General features: G+C 42.8%; 14 protein-coding genes. 9 read left to right on the forward strand and 5 right to left on the reverse strand.

Annotation, left to right across the window (positions count from 1 at the left end):
* Positions 1-79: 79 nt before the first annotated feature.
* The 3 genes from DQW11_RS07200 to DQW11_RS07210 all read right to left on the reverse strand — a co-directional run bounded on the left by DQW11_RS07200 (position 80) and on the right by DQW11_RS07210 (position 2,739).
* Positions 80-1,198: a fatty acid desaturase family protein gene (locus DQW11_RS07200; protein WP_113923384.1), complete on the reverse strand. Its 1,119-nt coding sequence runs from the start codon at positions 1,196-1,198 to the stop codon at positions 80-82.
* Positions 1,199-1,403: 205 nt separating this feature from the next.
* The gene (locus DQW11_RS07205; RefSeq protein ID WP_113923385.1) at positions 1,404-1,868 is read right to left on the reverse strand and encodes a pyrophosphohydrolase domain-containing protein; all 465 of its coding nucleotides are present in this window, start codon (positions 1,866-1,868) and stop codon (positions 1,404-1,406) included.
* 88 nt (positions 1,869-1,956) lie between these two features.
* Positions 1,957-2,739: a superoxide dismutase gene (locus tag DQW11_RS07210; RefSeq protein ID WP_113923386.1), complete on the reverse strand. Its 783-nt coding sequence runs from the start codon at positions 2,737-2,739 to the stop codon at positions 1,957-1,959.
* Between the two features lie 192 nt (positions 2,740-2,931).
* Here DQW11_RS07210 and dapF point away from each other — a divergent pair, with 192 nt between their 5' ends.
* The 7 genes from dapF to DQW11_RS07245 all read left to right on the forward strand — a co-directional run bounded on the left by dapF (position 2,932) and on the right by DQW11_RS07245 (position 12,115).
* Positions 2,932-3,705: a diaminopimelate epimerase gene (dapF, locus tag DQW11_RS07215; RefSeq protein WP_113923705.1), complete on the forward strand. Its 774-nt coding sequence runs from the start codon at positions 2,932-2,934 to the stop codon at positions 3,703-3,705.
* Between the two features lie 148 nt (positions 3,706-3,853).
* Positions 3,854-7,234, forward strand: coding sequence for a preprotein translocase subunit SecA (gene secA, locus DQW11_RS07220; protein WP_113923387.1), 3,381 nt, complete (start codon positions 3,854-3,856; stop codon positions 7,232-7,234).
* Positions 7,235-7,244: 10 nt separating this feature from the next.
* Positions 7,245-7,793, forward strand: coding sequence for a hypothetical protein (locus tag DQW11_RS07225; protein WP_113923388.1), 549 nt, complete (start codon positions 7,245-7,247; stop codon positions 7,791-7,793).
* A complete protein-coding gene (locus DQW11_RS07230) occupies positions 7,774-8,961 on the forward strand; it encodes a M20 metallopeptidase family protein (protein WP_113923389.1) in 1,188 nt (395 codons plus the stop codon). Before DQW11_RS07225 ends, DQW11_RS07230 begins: the two co-directional genes overlap by 20 nt.
* Before the next feature lie 289 nt (positions 8,962-9,250).
* On the forward strand, positions 9,251-10,030 hold the full coding sequence (locus tag DQW11_RS07235) for a S1/P1 nuclease (RefSeq protein ID WP_113923390.1): 780 nt from the start codon (positions 9,251-9,253) through the stop codon (positions 10,028-10,030).
* A gap of 181 nt (positions 10,031-10,211) precedes the next feature.
* Entirely contained in the window at positions 10,212-11,498 is a 1,287-nt protein-coding gene (locus DQW11_RS07240; protein ID WP_113923391.1) for a hemolysin family protein, read from the forward strand.
* A gap of 182 nt (positions 11,499-11,680) precedes the next feature.
* Positions 11,681-12,115: a hypothetical protein gene (locus tag DQW11_RS07245; RefSeq protein WP_113923392.1), complete on the forward strand. Its 435-nt coding sequence runs from the start codon at positions 11,681-11,683 to the stop codon at positions 12,113-12,115.
* A 51-nt stretch (positions 12,116-12,166) separates the two neighbouring features.
* Here DQW11_RS07245 and DQW11_RS07250 read toward each other — a convergent pair whose 3' ends face one another.
* On the reverse strand, positions 12,167-13,975 hold the full coding sequence (locus tag DQW11_RS07250; RefSeq protein ID WP_113923393.1) for a serine hydrolase: 1,809 nt from the start codon (positions 13,973-13,975) through the stop codon (positions 12,167-12,169).
* 335 nt (positions 13,976-14,310) lie between these two features.
* Here DQW11_RS07250 and DQW11_RS07260 point away from each other — a divergent pair, with 335 nt between their 5' ends.
* Positions 14,311-14,727 (forward strand): putative toxin-antitoxin system toxin component, PIN family, encoded by a 417-nt coding sequence (locus tag DQW11_RS07260; protein ID WP_113923395.1) that lies wholly within the window; start codon positions 14,311-14,313, stop codon positions 14,725-14,727.
* A gap of 50 nt (positions 14,728-14,777) precedes the next feature.
* A complete protein-coding gene (gene recG, locus DQW11_RS07265) occupies positions 14,778-16,871 on the forward strand; it encodes an ATP-dependent DNA helicase RecG (protein WP_113923396.1) in 2,094 nt (697 codons plus the stop codon).
* 156 nt (positions 16,872-17,027) lie between these two features.
* Here recG and DQW11_RS07270 read toward each other — a convergent pair whose 3' ends face one another.
* Complete coding sequence (locus DQW11_RS07270) at positions 17,028-18,131, reverse strand: Gfo/Idh/MocA family protein (RefSeq protein WP_113923397.1); 1,104 nt, start codon at positions 18,129-18,131, stop codon at positions 17,028-17,030.
* Between the last annotated feature and the right edge of the window lie 31 nt (positions 18,132-18,162).

The raw sequence follows: 18,162 nt of genomic DNA on the forward strand, positions 1-18,162 counted from the left end.
CTTTCTTCAGAAAAACAAAAATCCCGGTCAGGAATACCTGACCGGGATTTTTTTATGGAATCAAATTAGAATTTCAAATTTAAGCCATTACCTCAATTTCTTCCGAAACGACTTCTTTTTCGGAAACCCTTCCGGCAGCTTTTAAGAAATCATAGTGAGATTTGAGCGCAGAGCCAAAGGTGGCATTTTCATTATATGGTAAGCCAAATTCCTCTGCGGTTTCTTTGACGATTTCTGATATTTCTACATAATGGATGTGGCAGATTTTTGGGAAAAGGTGGTGTTCCACCTGCAGATTCAATCCGCCACAAAGAAAATTGACTACAGGATTTTTACGTGCAAAATTGGCGGTTGTCCTCATTTGGTGGGCTGCCCAGGTCTCCTCGATGTTTTCATCACCTTGGGGATTTGGCATTTCGGTGTCTTCCACCAAGTGCGCCAATTGGAATACCAAGCCCAATACAAGTCCTTCAGCAAAATTCATGACCAAGAACCCGATCATAAACTGCCACCAAGTGATGTCCATTACGACCAAAGGGAGGATGATAAACAAAGTGTAATAAACCAATTTGTAAAAGAACAGGTTGAAATATTCGATTTTAGGATGCTTGTTGACGTGTGAGCCAATATTCTTCTGAAAAAACTTCACATAGTCTTTTCTGAAAAACCAAGACAAAGAAGCCAAAGAGTACAAAGCAAAGGCATAAATGTGCTGGTATTTGTGGATCGGTTTGAGAGGTTCTTCAGGAGAAACCCTGACCAAACCCGGCGCGACATCCAAGTCCCCGTCATGACCGATGATGTTGGTATAGGTATGGTGGACTTTGTTATGGGTAATGTTCCAGACATACACATTGGCACCGATTATATTGAATATGAAGCCAAGGGATTTATTGACAAAGGCATTTTTGGAATAGGATCCGTGAAGGGCATCATGGCAGACATTGAATCCGATAAAAGCCATGTTCATGCCGAGCGCAATCGCAAGAAACAGTGAGACAATTATTGGGAAAACCTCAAACAAAATCAAGAAATATAACCCTACAAATGAAGTAAGATAAATGATGGTTTTGAGAACCATTGCCGTATTGGCGTATTTGGAAATGTTGTTTGCTTTGAAATATTCGTCTACGCGTTTTTTGATGGTAACAAAGAACAGGGAGTTTCCTGAATCAAGAAACTTTAAGGATGTATTCATACTTAATGGGAAATTCGGTTGTTTATTTTTGAAATTTTAGGAGCAATTCTACTGGCTGGGGGTGACGAAAATTAGATTCAACAGCAGAATGCAGAATAAATAAAATTTTAATCTGTTCCAAGTACGCCAAATTTGGCCGCATTTCCGAATATTTAACAGAATGTTTTAGGAAATTAAGGAGAATTAACTTTTTATGCCCAAAAACCTAGCCAATAATTCCTTTTAGATCTGCGGGGGAATAATTGATTGATTTCAGGGTTTTTCTGTCTTCCTTCCTGTAGACTAGGAAAAGTTCCCCTTCTTTTTCAAAGTGACAATCCACACCTTGACTTTGATAGTGGGTTACGGTTTGCTCAGCCTCAGTTATTGTTTTGCAGGCTTTGCTCATGTTGGACCGCTGGACTTCATCAAACAAATCCTTGAATTTATCCGCCAATCCAAATTCCAAAATAGCCCCTGACAGCACATATTGGATGTCACAAAGTGCATCTGCTATTTCTACGATGTCCCGGTTTTTGATGCCTTCTTCAAGTTCTTTCAATTCCTCGGCAATAAGAGAAACCCGCAACTGACAGCGCTTGGCGTCGGGAATATGTGGCTCAGGCAAAATCGGGTGTTTGAATGTCTGGTGGAAAGCTGCGACAGAAGTGAGGCTTTTGGGATCTTGCATGGTGGTGTTTTTGATTTGATTTGAGGGCTGCAAAATAAAAAAACGGGGCCGTAAAACCCCGTTTCCTGTATAAAATGTGGATATATTCTTAAGCTCCTTTCACGATCGTGTTGTAACGGTCACCGACAGCTTTCCAGTCAATCACATTCCAAAATGCAGTCAAGTAGTCAGGCCTTCTGTTTTGATAATTGAGGTAATAAGCATGCTCCCATACATCCACTCCTACCAAAGGAATTCCCTGAAACTCTGATACGTCCATGAGTGGATTGTCCTGATTTGGCGTACTTCCGATCTGAAGCAGGTTGTTTTTGTCCAAGACAAGCCATGCCCAACCTGAACCGAATCTGCTCTTACCTGCATCTTCAAATTTGGTTTTGAAATCTGCAAAACTTCCGAAAGCACCGTTGATGGCCTCAGACAAATCGCCACCTGGTTCTCCTCCACCTGTCGGAGACATGAGTTTCCAATAAAGCTCGTGGTTATAATGCCCGCCACCGTTGTTTCTCATTTTTGTTGAATATTTAGAAATATTCATCATTACTTCCTCAAGGGGTTTGCTAACATCCACGCTTTCCTCTGAAGCGGCTTCACCAAGGTTTTTGGCATAAGCAGCGGCATGTTTGGTGTAGTGGATTTCCATGGTCATGGCATCGATATGTGGTTCAAGTGCAGCATAGTCATATCCTAATGGAGTTTGTTCAAAACCCGTGCTGAGCAGGACAGATGCCTCTTCTTTTTCTTCACCTTCTCCGCCGCATGCGGTCAAAAATGCAGAGCCAATCAATGTGCTCCCGATTCCCAGGGCAAAAGTGGCTTTGGAGCTATGGCTTATAAAAGTTCTTCTTGAAACATTGTAAGTCATCTTTTTCATAGAGATTTATTTCCTTTTAAATGGATTTTCAAATTTGAATCGACCAACAAGTTAACCAATTCAACCACATTATGAAACCTAAAAGCAGACAATAAGTCTGATTTTGTGACAAGATGGTTATGTTTGTAAAACCAAAATATCTTGGTTTGGTTTTTGAAAACAACCAAAAACTTCCAAAGAAGGGTAATGGCTATGAAAATTACATTTTATAAATATCAGGGAACAGGCAACGATTTTGTGATGATCGATGACCGGGCTGACATTTTTCCTGACAGGGATCTTTCTTTGATCCAAAGACTCTGCGACCGCAAATTCGGGATTGGGGCTGACGGATTGATCCTCATCAGGGATGTCGAAGATCATGATTTCGAAATGGTGTATTTCAATGCTGACGGCTCTCAAAGTATGTGCGGAAACGGCGGGAGGTGTGCAGTGGCATTTGCAAAGTTATTGGGAATCGTTGACCAAAAAACCAATTTTCTCGCCATCGACGGGGACCATCAGGCGTTAGTCGCGGGGGACTGGATTGAATTGGAAATGCGTCCTGTTCTGAGCCTAGCCAATGCCGGTCAGGATTATTTTGTCAACACAGGCTCACCCCACCATGTGAGATTTGTGGAAAATGTCTCCGATTATCCGGTTTTTGAAGAAGGAAAAGAAATACGCTATAGCAGTGTATATGCGCCAAAGGGCACCAATGTGAATTTTGTCACCCCTATTGGTAAGGACGAAATCCATGTCAGGACTTATGAAAGAGGGGTGGAAAACGAGACCCTTTCATGCGGAACAGGCGTTACAGCTTGTGCATTGGTATATGGTTACCAGCATCAGCTCCATGAAGTCAAGATCCAAACACCGGGAGGGAATCTCAAGGTCAGGTTTACCGAAAGTGCAGATGGCAGTTTTCAGGATATTTGGCTGATAGGTCCGGCTGAACAGGTGTTTGAAGGAAGGATTGAAATTTAGATTAGGAAGGGTTTAGGGAATTTATGGATGAAAGAAATTTTAAAGCAAAGTCATCTATCTCCCAATCTCAGGTCTCATATCTTACTGTTGATTACTATAATTAAGAAAAACGAAGTAATTTTACCCCCTATTAGATACAAAATACCATATGTTAGATTTTATAGCCAAAGGACTGGCAAAAGTTTTCGGGACGAAGTCAGATAGAGATGTAAAGGAATTGAGTCCTAAAGTTCCCCAGATCAATGAGGCTTTTAAGAAGCTTCAAAATCTCAGTGATGAGGCCCTAAGGGCAAAGACTGGAGAAATCAAAGCCATCATCAATGCGGACTTGAAGCCTTTTGATGTTAAAATAGCCGCTTTCAGAGAGCAGATCAATGGCATGGCACCGGATAAGGTGCATGAGAAAGATGCTCTTTTTACCGAAATAGAAAAAACCGAAAAATCCAGGGATGAAGCTTTGGAAGTGGTTTTGGAAAAGGTCTTGGTAGACGCTTTTGCGGTAGTCAAAGAGACAGCAAGAAGATTCAAAGAAAACGGAAAGCTTGTCGTAAAAGCAACACTGAAAGACCAAGAGCTTGCAGCCAAAAAAGCCAATATTGAAATCCAGGGAGAAAACGCCGTCTGGCACAACAAATGGATGGCTGCCGGAACTGAAGTCGTTTGGGACATGGTCCATTATGACGTGCAGCTGATCGGCGGGATGGTTTTGCACAAAGGAAAAATAGCAGAAATGGCTACAGGTGAAGGAAAAACCTTGGTTTCTACTCTTCCTGCTTACCTCAATGCACTTTCCGGAAGGGGAGTTCACATCGTTACTGTCAATGATTACTTGGCAAAAAGGGACTCCGAATGGAATGCCCCGCTTTTTGAATTCCACGGTCTTTCTGTGGATTGTATAGATAAATACCAGCCAAACTCAGAAGGTAGAAAAAAGGCCTATGCCTCTGACATTGTCTATGGGACAAACAACGAGTTTGGCTTTGATTACCTGAGAGACAACATGGCACGGGAAGCCGGAGACCTTGTTCAGGGCAAGCACCATTATGCCATGATTGACGAAGTGGATTCGGTTTTGATCGATGATGCAAGGACACCTTTGATCATCTCAGGACCTGTTCCCCGTGGAGACCAGCATGAGTTTATGGAAATGAAGCCAAGGGTCGCCACTCTGGTAGACGAGCAGCGCAAACTTGTGCAGGGTTTTCTCAATCAGGCCAAAAAATTAATTCAGGAAGGAAACGAAAAAGAGGCGGGCTTACCGCTTTTCAGGGCGTATAGAGGTATGCCAAAATACAAGCCTTTGATCAAGTTCCTATCTGAGCCGGGCATTAGGGTTATCCTCCAAAAAACTGAGAATTATTACCTCCAGGACAACAAAAGAATGATGCCTGAGGCCGATCAACCTCTTTTGTTTACTATCGAAGAAAAGACCAACGGCATAGAGCTTACCGACAACGGCATCGAGGTCATTACCCAAAAGAATGAAAATCCAACATTCTTTATCCTCCCCGATATCGGTATGGAAATCGCCGAAATGGAGAAAAATCCTGATATCGACGACAAAGAAAAGCTCATCAGAAAAGAAGAGCTGATCAAAGATTATGGTGTCAAAGCCCAAAGAATCCATACAGTAAACCAACTGCTCAAGGCATATTGCATGTTTGAGAAGGATACCGAATATATCTTGGTGGATGGTAAAGTGAAGATTGTCGATGAGCAGACTGGCCGTGTGATGGAAGGAAGGAGATACTCCGACGGTCTCCATCAGGCGATCGAAGCAAAAGAGAACGTGAAAGTGGAAGACGCTACACAGACTTATGCGACGATTACACTTCAAAACTACTTCAGGATGTACCACAAGCTTGCGGGTATGACCGGTACAGCGGAAACTGAAGCCGGTGAATTCTGGACAATCTACAAACTGGATGTAGTGGTCATCCCTACTAACAGAAACATTATCAGGGAAGACCGAGAGGATAAAGTTTACAAAACTGTCAGAGAGAAATTCAATGCAGTGGCAGACGAAATCGTGGAACTGACCAAAGCAGGAAGACCTGTATTGGTGGGTACGACCTCTGTGGAGATTTCTGAAGTATTGAGTAGAATGCTCACTATCCGAAAAATCCAACACCAGGTATTGAACGCCAAGCAACATGCCAAAGAAGCGGACATCGTCGCCGAAGCCGGAAAACCAGGAACTGTGACCATCGCTACCAACATGGCAGGTCGAGGTACAGATATCAAATTGACTCCGGAATCGAGGAAAGCCGGAGGTTTGGCTATCGTCGGTACAGAGAGACATGAATCAAGACGTGTTGACCGTCAGCTCCGAGGACGTTCAGGACGTCAGGGAGATGTGGGTTCTTCCCAGTTCTTCGTCTCATTGGAAGACAACCTGATGCGGATGTTTGGTTCGGACAGGATTGCAAAACTTATGGACCGAATGGGCTTGGAAGAGGGAGAAGTCATCCAACATTCGATGATTACCAAATCCATTGAAAGAGCCCAAAGGAAAGTAGAGGAAAATAACTTTGGGGTTAGAAAGAGACTTTTGGAATATGACGATGTCATGAATTCCCAAAGGGAAGTGGTTTATAAAAGAAGGAGAAATGCCCTCAAAGGTGAGCGTCTTGAATTGGACATCCTCAATGTCATGTATGATGTTTGTTTTGACATCATACAGATGGGTAAGTCCACCGAAGATGCGGATAACCTGAGGATGAATATATTCAGTTCATTGGGAATAGACCATCCATTCAGCGTTGAGGATCTGAAATCCAAAGAAACCGGAATTTTGACGCAGCAGCTCTTCGATGCCGCATACCAACATTATGTGGGCAAAAACGAAAGCATTACCAACAAAGCCCTTCCAGTTTTAAGAGATGTGTACACCAACAGAGGCGCCACTGTGAAAGAAATCATGGTTCCGATTTCGGATGGCTTCAAGCAGATCGGGGTGCTGGTCAACCTTGAATCTGTTGTGAAAAACGAAGGAAGGGATTTGATCAGAAACATCGAAAAGAACGTCACTTTGGCGATCATTGACCAAAACTGGAAAGAGCATCTCCGTGACATGGATGACCTGAAGCAATCTGTACAGAATGCAGTTTACGAACAAAAAGATCCTTTGTTGATTTATAAATTTGAGGCATTTGAGATGTTCAAACGCTTTGTCGGTAAACTCAATGAAGATACTATTTCATTCATTGCGAAAGCAGATCTCCCTGCCCAAGACCCGAATCAGGTCAGGGCAGCCCAAGCCCCACGGAAAGAAGAAGCTCAGGTAAAAGCATCCAAAGAGGAGGTAGGCAGCAGCTTAAATCCTGGAGGTGGCAGACAGGCCTCGGCGGCGGTTGCCAACAGGACAGCTCCTCCGCAGATCGTCGCCCCTAGAAAATCAGATAAGGTTTATGGTAGAAATGACAAAGTCTCCGTCCAATACCCTGATGGAAAAGTCGTTAAGGACGTCAAGTTCAAAAGTGTGGAGCAGGATGTTATTTCAGGCAAATGTGTGGTCATAGAACATTAACAAAAGCATCATGAAAAGGGTACTCCTGATTTTGATATTTCCCTTAATTTTGATGAGTTCTTGCTCATTGATTAAGAAAACATCAGCACCAACCAATGAATTTGAAAATTATCAGGAAGATCTGAGCGGGTCTAGGATAACTTTCCCTGATTTGGAGGAGCAGGCGGCAAAAGAAGAAACTGCCCCAAAGGGCGGTGAAAAAGTTTTGTCTGCAGATGAGGACCTTGAAATCGCACTTAATAATCTCAAAGAAGCCAATAAAGCAGAAATGTATTGGAGTGGATATACTGTTTTGGTATACAGCGGGGTGGACAGGGATTTGGCTTTCAAGACAAGAAATGACCTTTTCACTTATTTTCCGGATTTCAAAACTGACATGCAATACCAACAGCCCCGGTACCTTGTCAAGGTGGGAAAGTTTGTCAACCGCATTGAAGCCCTTACTTATTACCACCAATTGAAAGAAAATTTTCCTTCTTCGAGAATCATTCAAGACAGGTTTTTGAGAGAAGGTTACGTCAATCCTGAACCGGTTACGGATGGTCAACAACAAAATTAAGGAGTTAGCAGCTGCTTATAAATCAGAGTTTATTGCCAACAGGAGGCATTTACATGCCCATCCTGAGCTTTCTTTTCAAGAATACAATACAGCTGCATTTGTCAAGCAACAGCTTCTTGGTTTGGGTATAACCCAAGTAGAGGAAAAAGCGGGCACCGGCCTCCTTGCCATTATCGAGGGAAAAAACCCATCCAAAAAAGTCATTGCCCTACGGGGAGATATGGACGCTTTGCCCATTTTGGAGCAAAACGATGTCTCCTACAAATCCACCAATCCCGGCGTGATGCATGCATGTGGACATGATGTACACACGGCTTCTCTTTTGGGCGCAGCCAAAATCCTGAATGAAATCAAGGACCAGTTTGAAGGAACCGTCAAACTAATTTTTCAGCCCGGTGAAGAACTTATTCCCGGAGGAGCTTCCCTGATGATCAAAGACAAAGTACTCGAAAATCCAAGACCTTCGGGTATCATTGGACAGCATGTGATGCCACTGATTCCTGTCGGGAAAGTGGGTTTCCGAAAAGGAATGTACATGGCAAGTGCCGACGAACTCTACATCACCGTCAAAGGAAAAGGAGGACACGGCGCTATGCCGGAAACTTTGGTCGATCCGGTATTGATTGCCTCACACATGATTGTCGCCTTACAGCAAGTAGTCAGTAGAAATGCTTCCCCAAAAATCCCATCTGTACTTTCATTTGGTAGAGTGGAGGCTTTGGGTGCTACCAATATCATTCCCAATGAAGTGAAAATACAAGGCACCTTCCGTACCCTCAATGAAGAATGGCGGTCCAAAGCCCATCACCATATGGTAAGTATAGCCAAAGGGATCGTGGAAGGAATGGGCGGAGAACTTGATTTTGAGGTACGGAGGGGATATCCCTTTCTCAAAAATGCCGAGGCACTTACCGCCAGAGCGCAGGAAGCTGCCGTGCAATATCTTGGTAAAGAAAATGTCATAGACCTTGATGTTTGGATGGCCGCAGAAGATTTCTCCTATTACACGCAAGAGATTGACGGTTGCTTTTACAGGTTGGGAACCAGAAACGAAGCCAAAGGAATTGTTTCCGGTGTCCATACCCCCACTTTTGACATTGATGAAGATGCCATGGAAATCGGCGCAGGCCTGATGGCTTGGATTGCCATCAATGAGTTGGGATCTTGATTATTATATAGATATAAAGTAGAAATACGCTTCACGAAAAAATTAGAAATAATATATCCACTAAGGATTTTAATTATTATATAGAAATAAAATTGAAATATGCTGCGCGAAATACAAGAGATATATGCTTCGCGATATAGTAGTCCACAATCACAGCTACTTTGGAAATTAATATCCATCAATATCCAATATCCACAAATTTCCACTGTATATCTATAGTATTTCAACCTTATATCGATTGTATTTCCACTGTATATCTAAAGTATTTCAACCTTATATCAGAATAAAAATGAAAAGTACCAGATCAATAATCCTGACTTTGCTGATTTCCCTGACCTTGACTACCCAATCATTTGCTTGGGGACCCATCGGCCATTATGTTATCGGAAAGCTTGCGGAATGGCAGATGAAGCCAAAGACCATCAAAAAGGTGGAGGCGATTCTTCAGCAGCAGTCCATCTCCGGTGTCGGAGTCTGGATGGACAATATCCGTTCCGACAAAAAATACGATTATACCAACACCTGGCATTGGGTGACCACAGCCGATGGGGAATACGATCCGGCCTTACAAGAGAAAAACGGAGACGCTTATGAAGCATTTTTGAGGATCAAAGAAAATCTGAAAAAAGGCGGACTTTCCCCCGAAGAAGAGAGGGACCAATTGAGGATGTTGATCCACATCACCGGTGATTTGCATCAGCCCTTTCATGTGGGAAAGCCCGGCGACCGAGGAGGAAATGATGTCAAAGTCAGTTTTTTCAATAAAGAGACCAACATCCACGCTATTTGGGATTCCGACCTGATCGAAGGAAAAAAAATGAGCTACACAGAAATAGCCACTGAATTGCAGAAAAGGATCAATCCTGTTTTGATCCAAAAGTATACAGCTGCGACACCTGCCGATTGGCTGAGAGAAGCGGCGGCAATGAGACCGGACCTGTATGATATTCCGGAAAACGGACGCATTGGTTATGAATACATCTACAAACATTACCACCATGTAGAGGAAAGACTGACCGCTGCGGGAATCCGTTTGGCACAGGCTTTGGAAGAAATTTACGGGAAGTAGGTTTAATTATAGATTCATATTTGGACCGGTGCTGAAAAGTGCCGGTTTTTAAGTTTTGACAATAAGCTTATATTCAATTGCCTATTCGATATTTTGTTTTTGAGTTTTGTAATTTGGGAGCAAATGGTATTTAAAATAACATTTGATTTTTTCCTGATCAATCAAATTTGTAATTTAAAAAATGGAAATTCTCATCATTATTGCGCTTGTCTTGTTGAATGGAGTTTTTGCCATGTCTGAACTTTCCTTGGTTTCTTCAAGAAAATTCAAATTGGAAGCTGCTAAGAAAAAAGGGAGTTCAGGTGCCAAAACTGCCTTGGAACTCTCCGAAAACCCCGGCAAATTCCTATCCACAGTTCAGATTGGAATCACACTCATCGGGATATTGCTTGGGGTGTATAGCGGTGAAAACCTCACTACGGAAGTAACAGATTTTTTGCTTCAGTTTGATTTCCTTAGACCATACGCCAAAAGCATGGCTGTCGGCATCATCGTTGTTTTTATCACTTATTTGTCAATTGTACTAGGCGAATTATTCCCAAAACGACTCGGAATGACTTTCCCTGAGCCGATCGCCATGTTTATGGCAAAGCCCATGAAAATTCTATCTATGATCACCTCGCCTTTTGTGTGGGTATTGACAAGTTCCAATGACTTGTTGCTTGCTATTTTTGGCGTCAAAAAATCAACAGATAGCAAAGTGTCTGAAGAGGAAATCAAAGCCATCATCAAAGAAAGTGCTGAGGGTGGAGAAATTCAGGATATTGAGCAGGACATCGTGGAACGGGTATTTGAACTTGGGGACAGGAATGTCAATTCCCTCTATACCCATAGCAGCGAGATCATTTACATCGATGCCACGGATTCTTGGGATGTGATCAAATCAAAAATTAACAAAGAAAAGCATTCGGCTTACCCTGTGGTCAAAGACAACGACCTTGACAATATTCTTGGGGTCGTTTTGCTGAAAGACTTATTTTACCCCACCACTGATGAGGCTTTTGATATTACATCTTACATTAAAAAGCCAGTTTATCTTAATGAGGACACTTCGGCCTTTAGGGTTTTGGAATTATTCAAGGTTGAAAAAATCCACTACGGGATAGTAATTGATGAGTATGGTACGACCATAGGGATCGTGACAATGGATGATGTCCTCGATGCTTTGATCGGAGATGCAACCGAAATTGACCAAGATGAATACCAAATCCTGCAGCGAAATGAAAACAGCTGGCTTGTCGATGGCCAATATCCAATAGTTCCTTTTTTGAGGTATTTTGACTTAAATGTAGACGAATTTTATCAGGGAAAATTTTCTACTGTTGCAGGATTGGTGATGAACCGTAGTATCAGAATTCCTGAAATTGGCGATAAAATCATCATTGGAGACCTGGAGCTCGAGGTGATTGACAAAGACGGTCAGCGGATTGACAAAATCATGGTTTCAAGAATGTTAAAGAGAGATTGATATTTTTTGACAGCGATCTTCCCCAAATTTCCTAGTTAAGAATTGAATCTTAGTGGAACATCTTGACAATGTGGAATTTGTTATTGAATTTGCAAAAAATTTTAGAAAAGTATCCCTTGCGTATTGATGGGTCTTTTCTTGGTAATTGTTGTCACCCTGTCTCTTTTTAAAACTTATTTAAAATGAAAAATCACTATAGGCAAGTCTTGGCTTTCTTGGTATTTTTCAATGTAATTTTTGCTTTTTCAGACAGCTTCGCCCAAGGCAAACCCAAAGGCATGGTCAAAATCCAAGGAACTCCCCCTGAAGAATTTCCTGTTTTTTATGAGCGCTTTCACTCAGACTCGGCTTTCCAAATGTCGAGAATCATATTTCCGCTGCAAGGATTGAGGCAATTTGGAAAGGAGGAAATTCCCTGGACTGCGGACAATTGGGAACTGATGCGGACAAGGATTTATCAGGTCGACACCACGCAGTTTAAGACCAAAATAAAGCATAAGAAAAAATACTTTGAACAGACGCTTTGGATCGAAGGCACAAAATTTTCATCCAAACGCAGGTTTGAACTGCGAGGCAACAGGTGGTTTTTGGTCTATGCCTATGAGGGGAGTCTTTAGATAAAAACAAATCATGGTGGGATAATCACCCCACCATCATTCATTTTTGTTTCACTTTCTTTTTGCCTTAAATGTCCCATTGGGCTGGACAAGCAATACCTCGGCAATATTGCCTGACTCTCCTTCTACAAATTCCAGTCTGAAGCCATCCAGGATTTTTAGGGCAAATTTGTGCTTTTCCAATGGAAGGAGCTCGTATTCAGGTTGGCCGGGAACAAGAAAGTACAGGGTGTTTTCACCTTTGATATAGGTTTTGGCTACGATTCCCGGCAGTTCGTAATCGCCGACATATTTTTCTAATTCAGCTTTATCCATGATGACCCCTTTTGGAGTCCTTTTGAATTCGAGGTGGTCTACCGCAGGTTCAAACTTGGATACAAAAGAGGAAATCTCCCCGCTGTCATTGGTCCTGAAATTGAACTGAAGCCCAAATCCACCGACAGTATCCACTTTGCCTTCCACCACTGGATAAGGAGAAAAAATGTCATAATGGTGGTGCTTCAACCACATATTATTTTTCCCCGCCTTGGCAAAAAGTGAATCGTTTTTGAAAATAATCTCCAAGGTACCATATCCCGGATTTGAGTAATCTCCGGTATATTCTACCAAAAGATGCGAAGGTTTGGTTCCTGTTTTTTGAGAGGAGGTTTTTGTAGCCAATGCTTCTTTTTCAGCTGCTTTGGCTTTGTCGGAGCGTTCCTTGTAGGTCTTGTTCCAATCGGTCTTCGTTACTTTCAGCACCCTGTCGCTGATGATATTGCGTGCCAGACTCGGGATGACCGAGCCGTTTTGATTGGCTAGAACTATGATGCCTATACTGTCTGTCGGGAAGAAACTGACATTGGCAGAGAAGCCATCGATATTGCCGCCATGCTCGACCCGGTAATGACCTTTGTAGGAAGAGGTAAACCAGCCATAGCCGTAATTGGAGATATGTTGGTCAGGAAATTCCTTGTCAGGAATACCACCATTGATGACCATTTGGGAGCTCATGGCTTCTTTGATATAAGTCTCAGGAAGGATTTGTTTGCCTTTGAATTTTCCACCGTTGATCCATGTCATTACCCAATTTGACATTTCGGTGACGTTGCTGTTGATGCTTCCTGCCGGACCCATGGCCGCTATGTCGTAATAATCCATCTTTTTGATGACAGAATCATTTTTGACTTGGTAGCCAAAAGAGGCTTCTTTTCCGTTTTTGAGCCCATCGATTACTGTGGTCGAGGTTTTCATTTCCAAGGGTTGGAAGAAATGCTGGTCTATATTTTCCTCCCAGCTTTTTCCGGTAACGCGCTCGGCGATTACTCCTTGGGTCAGGAACATGAAGTTATTGTAATACCATCTTTCACGCACTTTGGCAAAAGGCTCCTGATAAACTATCCTTTGAATGAGACTGTCCCTTGAATTGCTCGGAAACAGGTACCAACTGATATCATGCCTCGGCAATCCTGTACGGTGGGTCATAATGTCGCGGATGGTGATGAGTTCGTTCATTTCAGCATTTTTGAATCTCAATTCAGGGATATGTTTGATGGGACTGTCTTCAAAAGTGAGTTTGCCCTCTTCCTTCAAAATGCCAAGAAGACCGGATGTAAATGCCTTACTGCTTGACCCAATGGCAAAATTAGTGTTGGCAGTGACGGGAGTTTTGTTTTCATAATCCCGATAGCCAAAGCCTTTGGAGTAGACTATTTTGTCTTTCTCAACTACCGCTACCGCAAAACCTGCAGCATGCCAGGTTTCCAAAAGCTTATTGAGTTCTATATCCAAACCGGCAAATCTATCTGTAGAGGATTTTTTTTGTCCAAAAGCTGTAGAGATTGAAAAAGTCAGGAGGAGAAAAAGGAAGAGATTTTTCATAGAGGGTTGTGGTTTAAAGGGATTAATTTAGGGAATTTTACTGAATGAAGAATATTGTAACGGAAATTAGGAATAGAATTTTACTTCACTAAAATCAAATGATAGAAAAACGAATCGTTATATTTATCCTATGGAAACTATTCAAATATCTATACTTAACCCCAAGGCAAAAAAATTGCTACAGGACCTTGCTGATCTTGAGTTAATTTCAATCCTAAAGCCTGAGGAAGACAATTTTGAAAATATCCTGAAAAGATTACGGGAAAAAGCGGCTTCTAATCCGCCCTCTTTGGAAGAGATTACTGAGGAAGTTGAAATAGTCAGATCTCAAAGATATGAGTCAAAAAAAAGATAGGATAATCATTGACACCAATCTTTGGATCAGTTTTTTACTTTCAAAAGAATTTGAGCGATTAGATAAAATTTTTAAAGATGATAGCATAATACTTCTATTTAGTGAGGAGCTTTTGGAGGAATTTTTAAATGTTGCCTCACGGCCAAAATTCAACAAATATTTTTCCCAAGAGGATTTGTCCGTATTGTTAAGGGAAATCGAACGGAAAGCAGATTTTATTAAGGTCACTTCAATTGTTGAAATTTGCAGGGATCCTAAAGATAATTTTTTGTTTTCTTTGGCTCTTGATGGGAATGCCACGCATTTGATATCCGGCGATAAGGACATTTTAAGTCTAACAAAACTTGGACAAACCGCAATTATTACCATGGCAGATTATTTAAAAATAATTACTTAGCAAATCCCCTCCTTCCTCTTTAATTTGGGCCTATAACCATTATCAGTCCTTTGTCCTCCTTTTTTGATACCAAGATAGATTACCTCCGTGGAGTAGGTCCCCAAAAAGCAGTCCTTTTCAATAAGGAGCTGTCCATATTCACCTATGGAGAACTGATCCAACATTATCCTTTTCGCTATGAGGACAGGACGCAGTTTTTTAAGATAAAAGACATCAACGAGGACCTGGAGCATGTGCAGGTCGTAGCCAAAATCCGGTCAATTGAGACGATCGGGGAAGGAAACAGAAAAAGACTTGTTGCCAATATTTTTGATGAGACAGGGGAAATGGAACTCACTTGGTTCAAAGGAATCCAATGGGTCATCAAAAAACTTATCATTGGTGTTCCTTTTGTCTTCTTTGGCAAGCCAAATAAGTACGGAAGGAAATACAGCATTGCCCATCCTGAGATGGAACCGGTGACAGCCGTGCAGGAGGAAAAGAGTTTTTTCCAACCGGTCTATCCGACGACTGAAAAACTCAGGGCTAAATTTCTTGACTCCAAAGGGATTTCCAAAATAATGGAAGGGTTGGTTCAGGTGGCCTATCCTCAAATCCAAGAAACCATGCCAGAGGATATCCTGCAGCGGTTCAACCTGATTTCCAAAAAAGAAGCAGTGAAACAAATCCACTTTCCTGACAATCCGGAAATCCTCAAAAAAGCAAGATTCAGGCTGAAGTTTGAAGAGTTTTTCTTTGTGCAGCTTAGGTTGCTGAAGTTGAAACTTACCAGAACCGAAAAGTCAAAGGGTCAGGTTCTGAACCAGACTGACCTTTTGACCAAATTCTATAAAGAACACCTGCCGTTCCAACTGACCGAGGCGCAAAAGCGTGTCGTCAGGGAAGCATTTGCTGATATGAAATCCGGAAAGCAGATGAACCGCTTGATCCAAGGAGATGTAGGAAGTGGCAAAACGATGGTAGCCTTCATCTGCATTCTCATTGCCATAAGCTCAGGGGCGCAGGCTTGCCTGATGGCGCCAACAGAAATTTTGGCAAACCAACACCATGAAGGCTTGAAAGAATATGCTGACCTGATGGGATTGAAAATTGCTTTGCTGACAGGTTCCACCAAAAAGTCGGCCCGTAAAGTCATCCATGAAACATTGCTTTCAGGGGAACTACATATCATTATCGGAACACATGCGCTCTTGGAGGATGTAGTACAGTTCAAAAACCTCGGTCTGGCGATTGTGGACGAGCAACATCGGTTTGGAGTGGCTCAACGGGCCAAGCTTTGGGCCAAAAACGAGCAATTTATCCCTCATGTCTTGGTAATGACCGCTACCCCGATACCGAGGACTTTGGCCATGACTCTTTATGGGGATCTTGACATTTCGGTGATTGATGAAATGCCTGCCGGAAGAAAACCCATTCAGACTGTGCATCGCTATGACAAGGACCGCTTGAAGGTTTTTGGATTTATGCGGAAGCAAATCCAATTGGGAAGGCAGATTTATGTGGTGTATCCCTTGATTGAAGAATCCGAAACCTTGGATCTCAAAAACCTGATGGACGGATTTGAAAGCATCAGCAGGGCATTTCCCGAATATCCTGTCAGCATAGTAAATGGTAATATGAAACCTGCCGACAAAGACTTCGAAATGCAGCGATTTGTGAAGGGGGAAACCAAAATCATGGTCGCAACCACAGTCATCGAAGTCGGGGTCAATGTGCCCAATGCATCCGTGATGGTGGTAGAGAATGCGGAGCGCTTCGGATTGTCCCAACTCCATCAGCTAAGAGGCCGGGTTGGTCGGGGTGCTGACCAATCCTATTGCATTTTGATGACCAAATATGAATTGTCAAAAGACAGCAGGGTCAGGTTGGAGACGATGGTCAGGACCAACAATGGATTTGAGATAGCAGATGTGGACTTGAAGCTCCGTGGACCGGGAGACCTGATGGGAACACAGCAGAGCGGCTTGGCGGATTTGCTGATCGCTGATTTGAGCAAAGATGCCCCGATTCTGACGATGGCAAGGGATGCGGCACAATTACTGTTGCAGGATGATCCTGACCTGAGTTTACCCAATCATGCCATGGTCCTCCGTCAAATCAAAAACCAAAAGAAGCATGCCATCAATTGGAGCAGGATATCTTAAACATTTTCCTCAAAACAATTTAAGGGGTATTTGCCAATCAATTTCCTGGAAGAATTTCAATTACAGCTAAAGTCAAAAAAAAATGTTTCCCGCAGATGACGCAGATCTTCGCAGATTGATTCTGCGACAAATTGGGGCATCCGCGGGGAAAATAAATCAAATCATCACTTTTTTCCCAGTTTTGGCGGATTCGAGGATGGCATTGACGATGCGGATATCTCTCAATCCTTCTTCTCCCGGAACAGGCATTGGCTTGCCTCCCATGATGGCTAAGGAATCCATGTCCATTTGGTTGGCTTGTTGCCACGGAACATCATAAGGAAAGTTGATCTCTCCCAATGGGCTTTTTCCTTTATTGCCTGAATAAGCTGAAAACGGCGCCATTTCGATCAATCCTTTTTCACATTTGATGTTGAGGAAGTTGGTGTTTTCAGCAAAGGAAGTTTTGATATTGCCGATCACGCCACCGGGAAATTCCAGTTGGGCCTCCACGATTTCACCCAATCCATCCTTGTAGATTTCAGGCCTTTCGGTCCATACTTTCGCGGCGTTGACGGCAATGGGTTCCATGCCGCTGCCCAATCTTGCGCCCTGAATGGCATATACTCCCATGTCATAGATCACACCGCCACCCATTTCACGTTTTTGCTTCCAATGGTCTGTTCTTCCCTCTCTATACCCTGCTGCACAATCAACCTGTAATACTTTACCAAGCTGGCGTTCCTTGACTATTTTTTGGTAAGCAAGGGTGTTTGGTTCGTGCTGACAACGGTAGCCGATCGAAAGACTCACTTTGTTTTTCTTGCAGGCATCGATCATAGTCTGACATTCCTGTACGGTCATGGCCATGGGTTTTTCACACCACACATGTTTGCCGGTGGCGGCAGCTTTGACCACATATTCCATGTGCATCGAAGGTGGAAGGACAATATAGATCACATCGATATCAGGATTATTGGCAATGCCCGACATATTTTCATAGTTGTATATGTTCTTGTCCGGGATGTTGTATTTGGCTTTCCAGGTTTCTGCTTTTGCGGGAGTCCCTGTAACGATTCCGGCTAGGCGGCAGTGCTTGGTAATCTGGAGCCCGGGCGCAAGTAAGTCGGTGCTGTAATAACCCAATCCCACCAAGGCGACCCCAAGTTTATCTTTTCTCAAGGGATTGCTTGAGGCTATCAGACTAAATGGGGAAAAAAGACTTGCTCCGGTGATTAGGGTGAGGGTTTTGAGGGTATCCCTCCTGTTGAAGTTTTTCATATTTAATAGGTTTAAGGTTTATTGTTGTCAA

This window comes from Cognataquiflexum aquatile (assembly GCF_003316845.1).
Taxonomy (GTDB): domain Bacteria; phylum Bacteroidota; class Bacteroidia; order Cytophagales; family Cyclobacteriaceae; genus Cognataquiflexum; species Cognataquiflexum aquatile.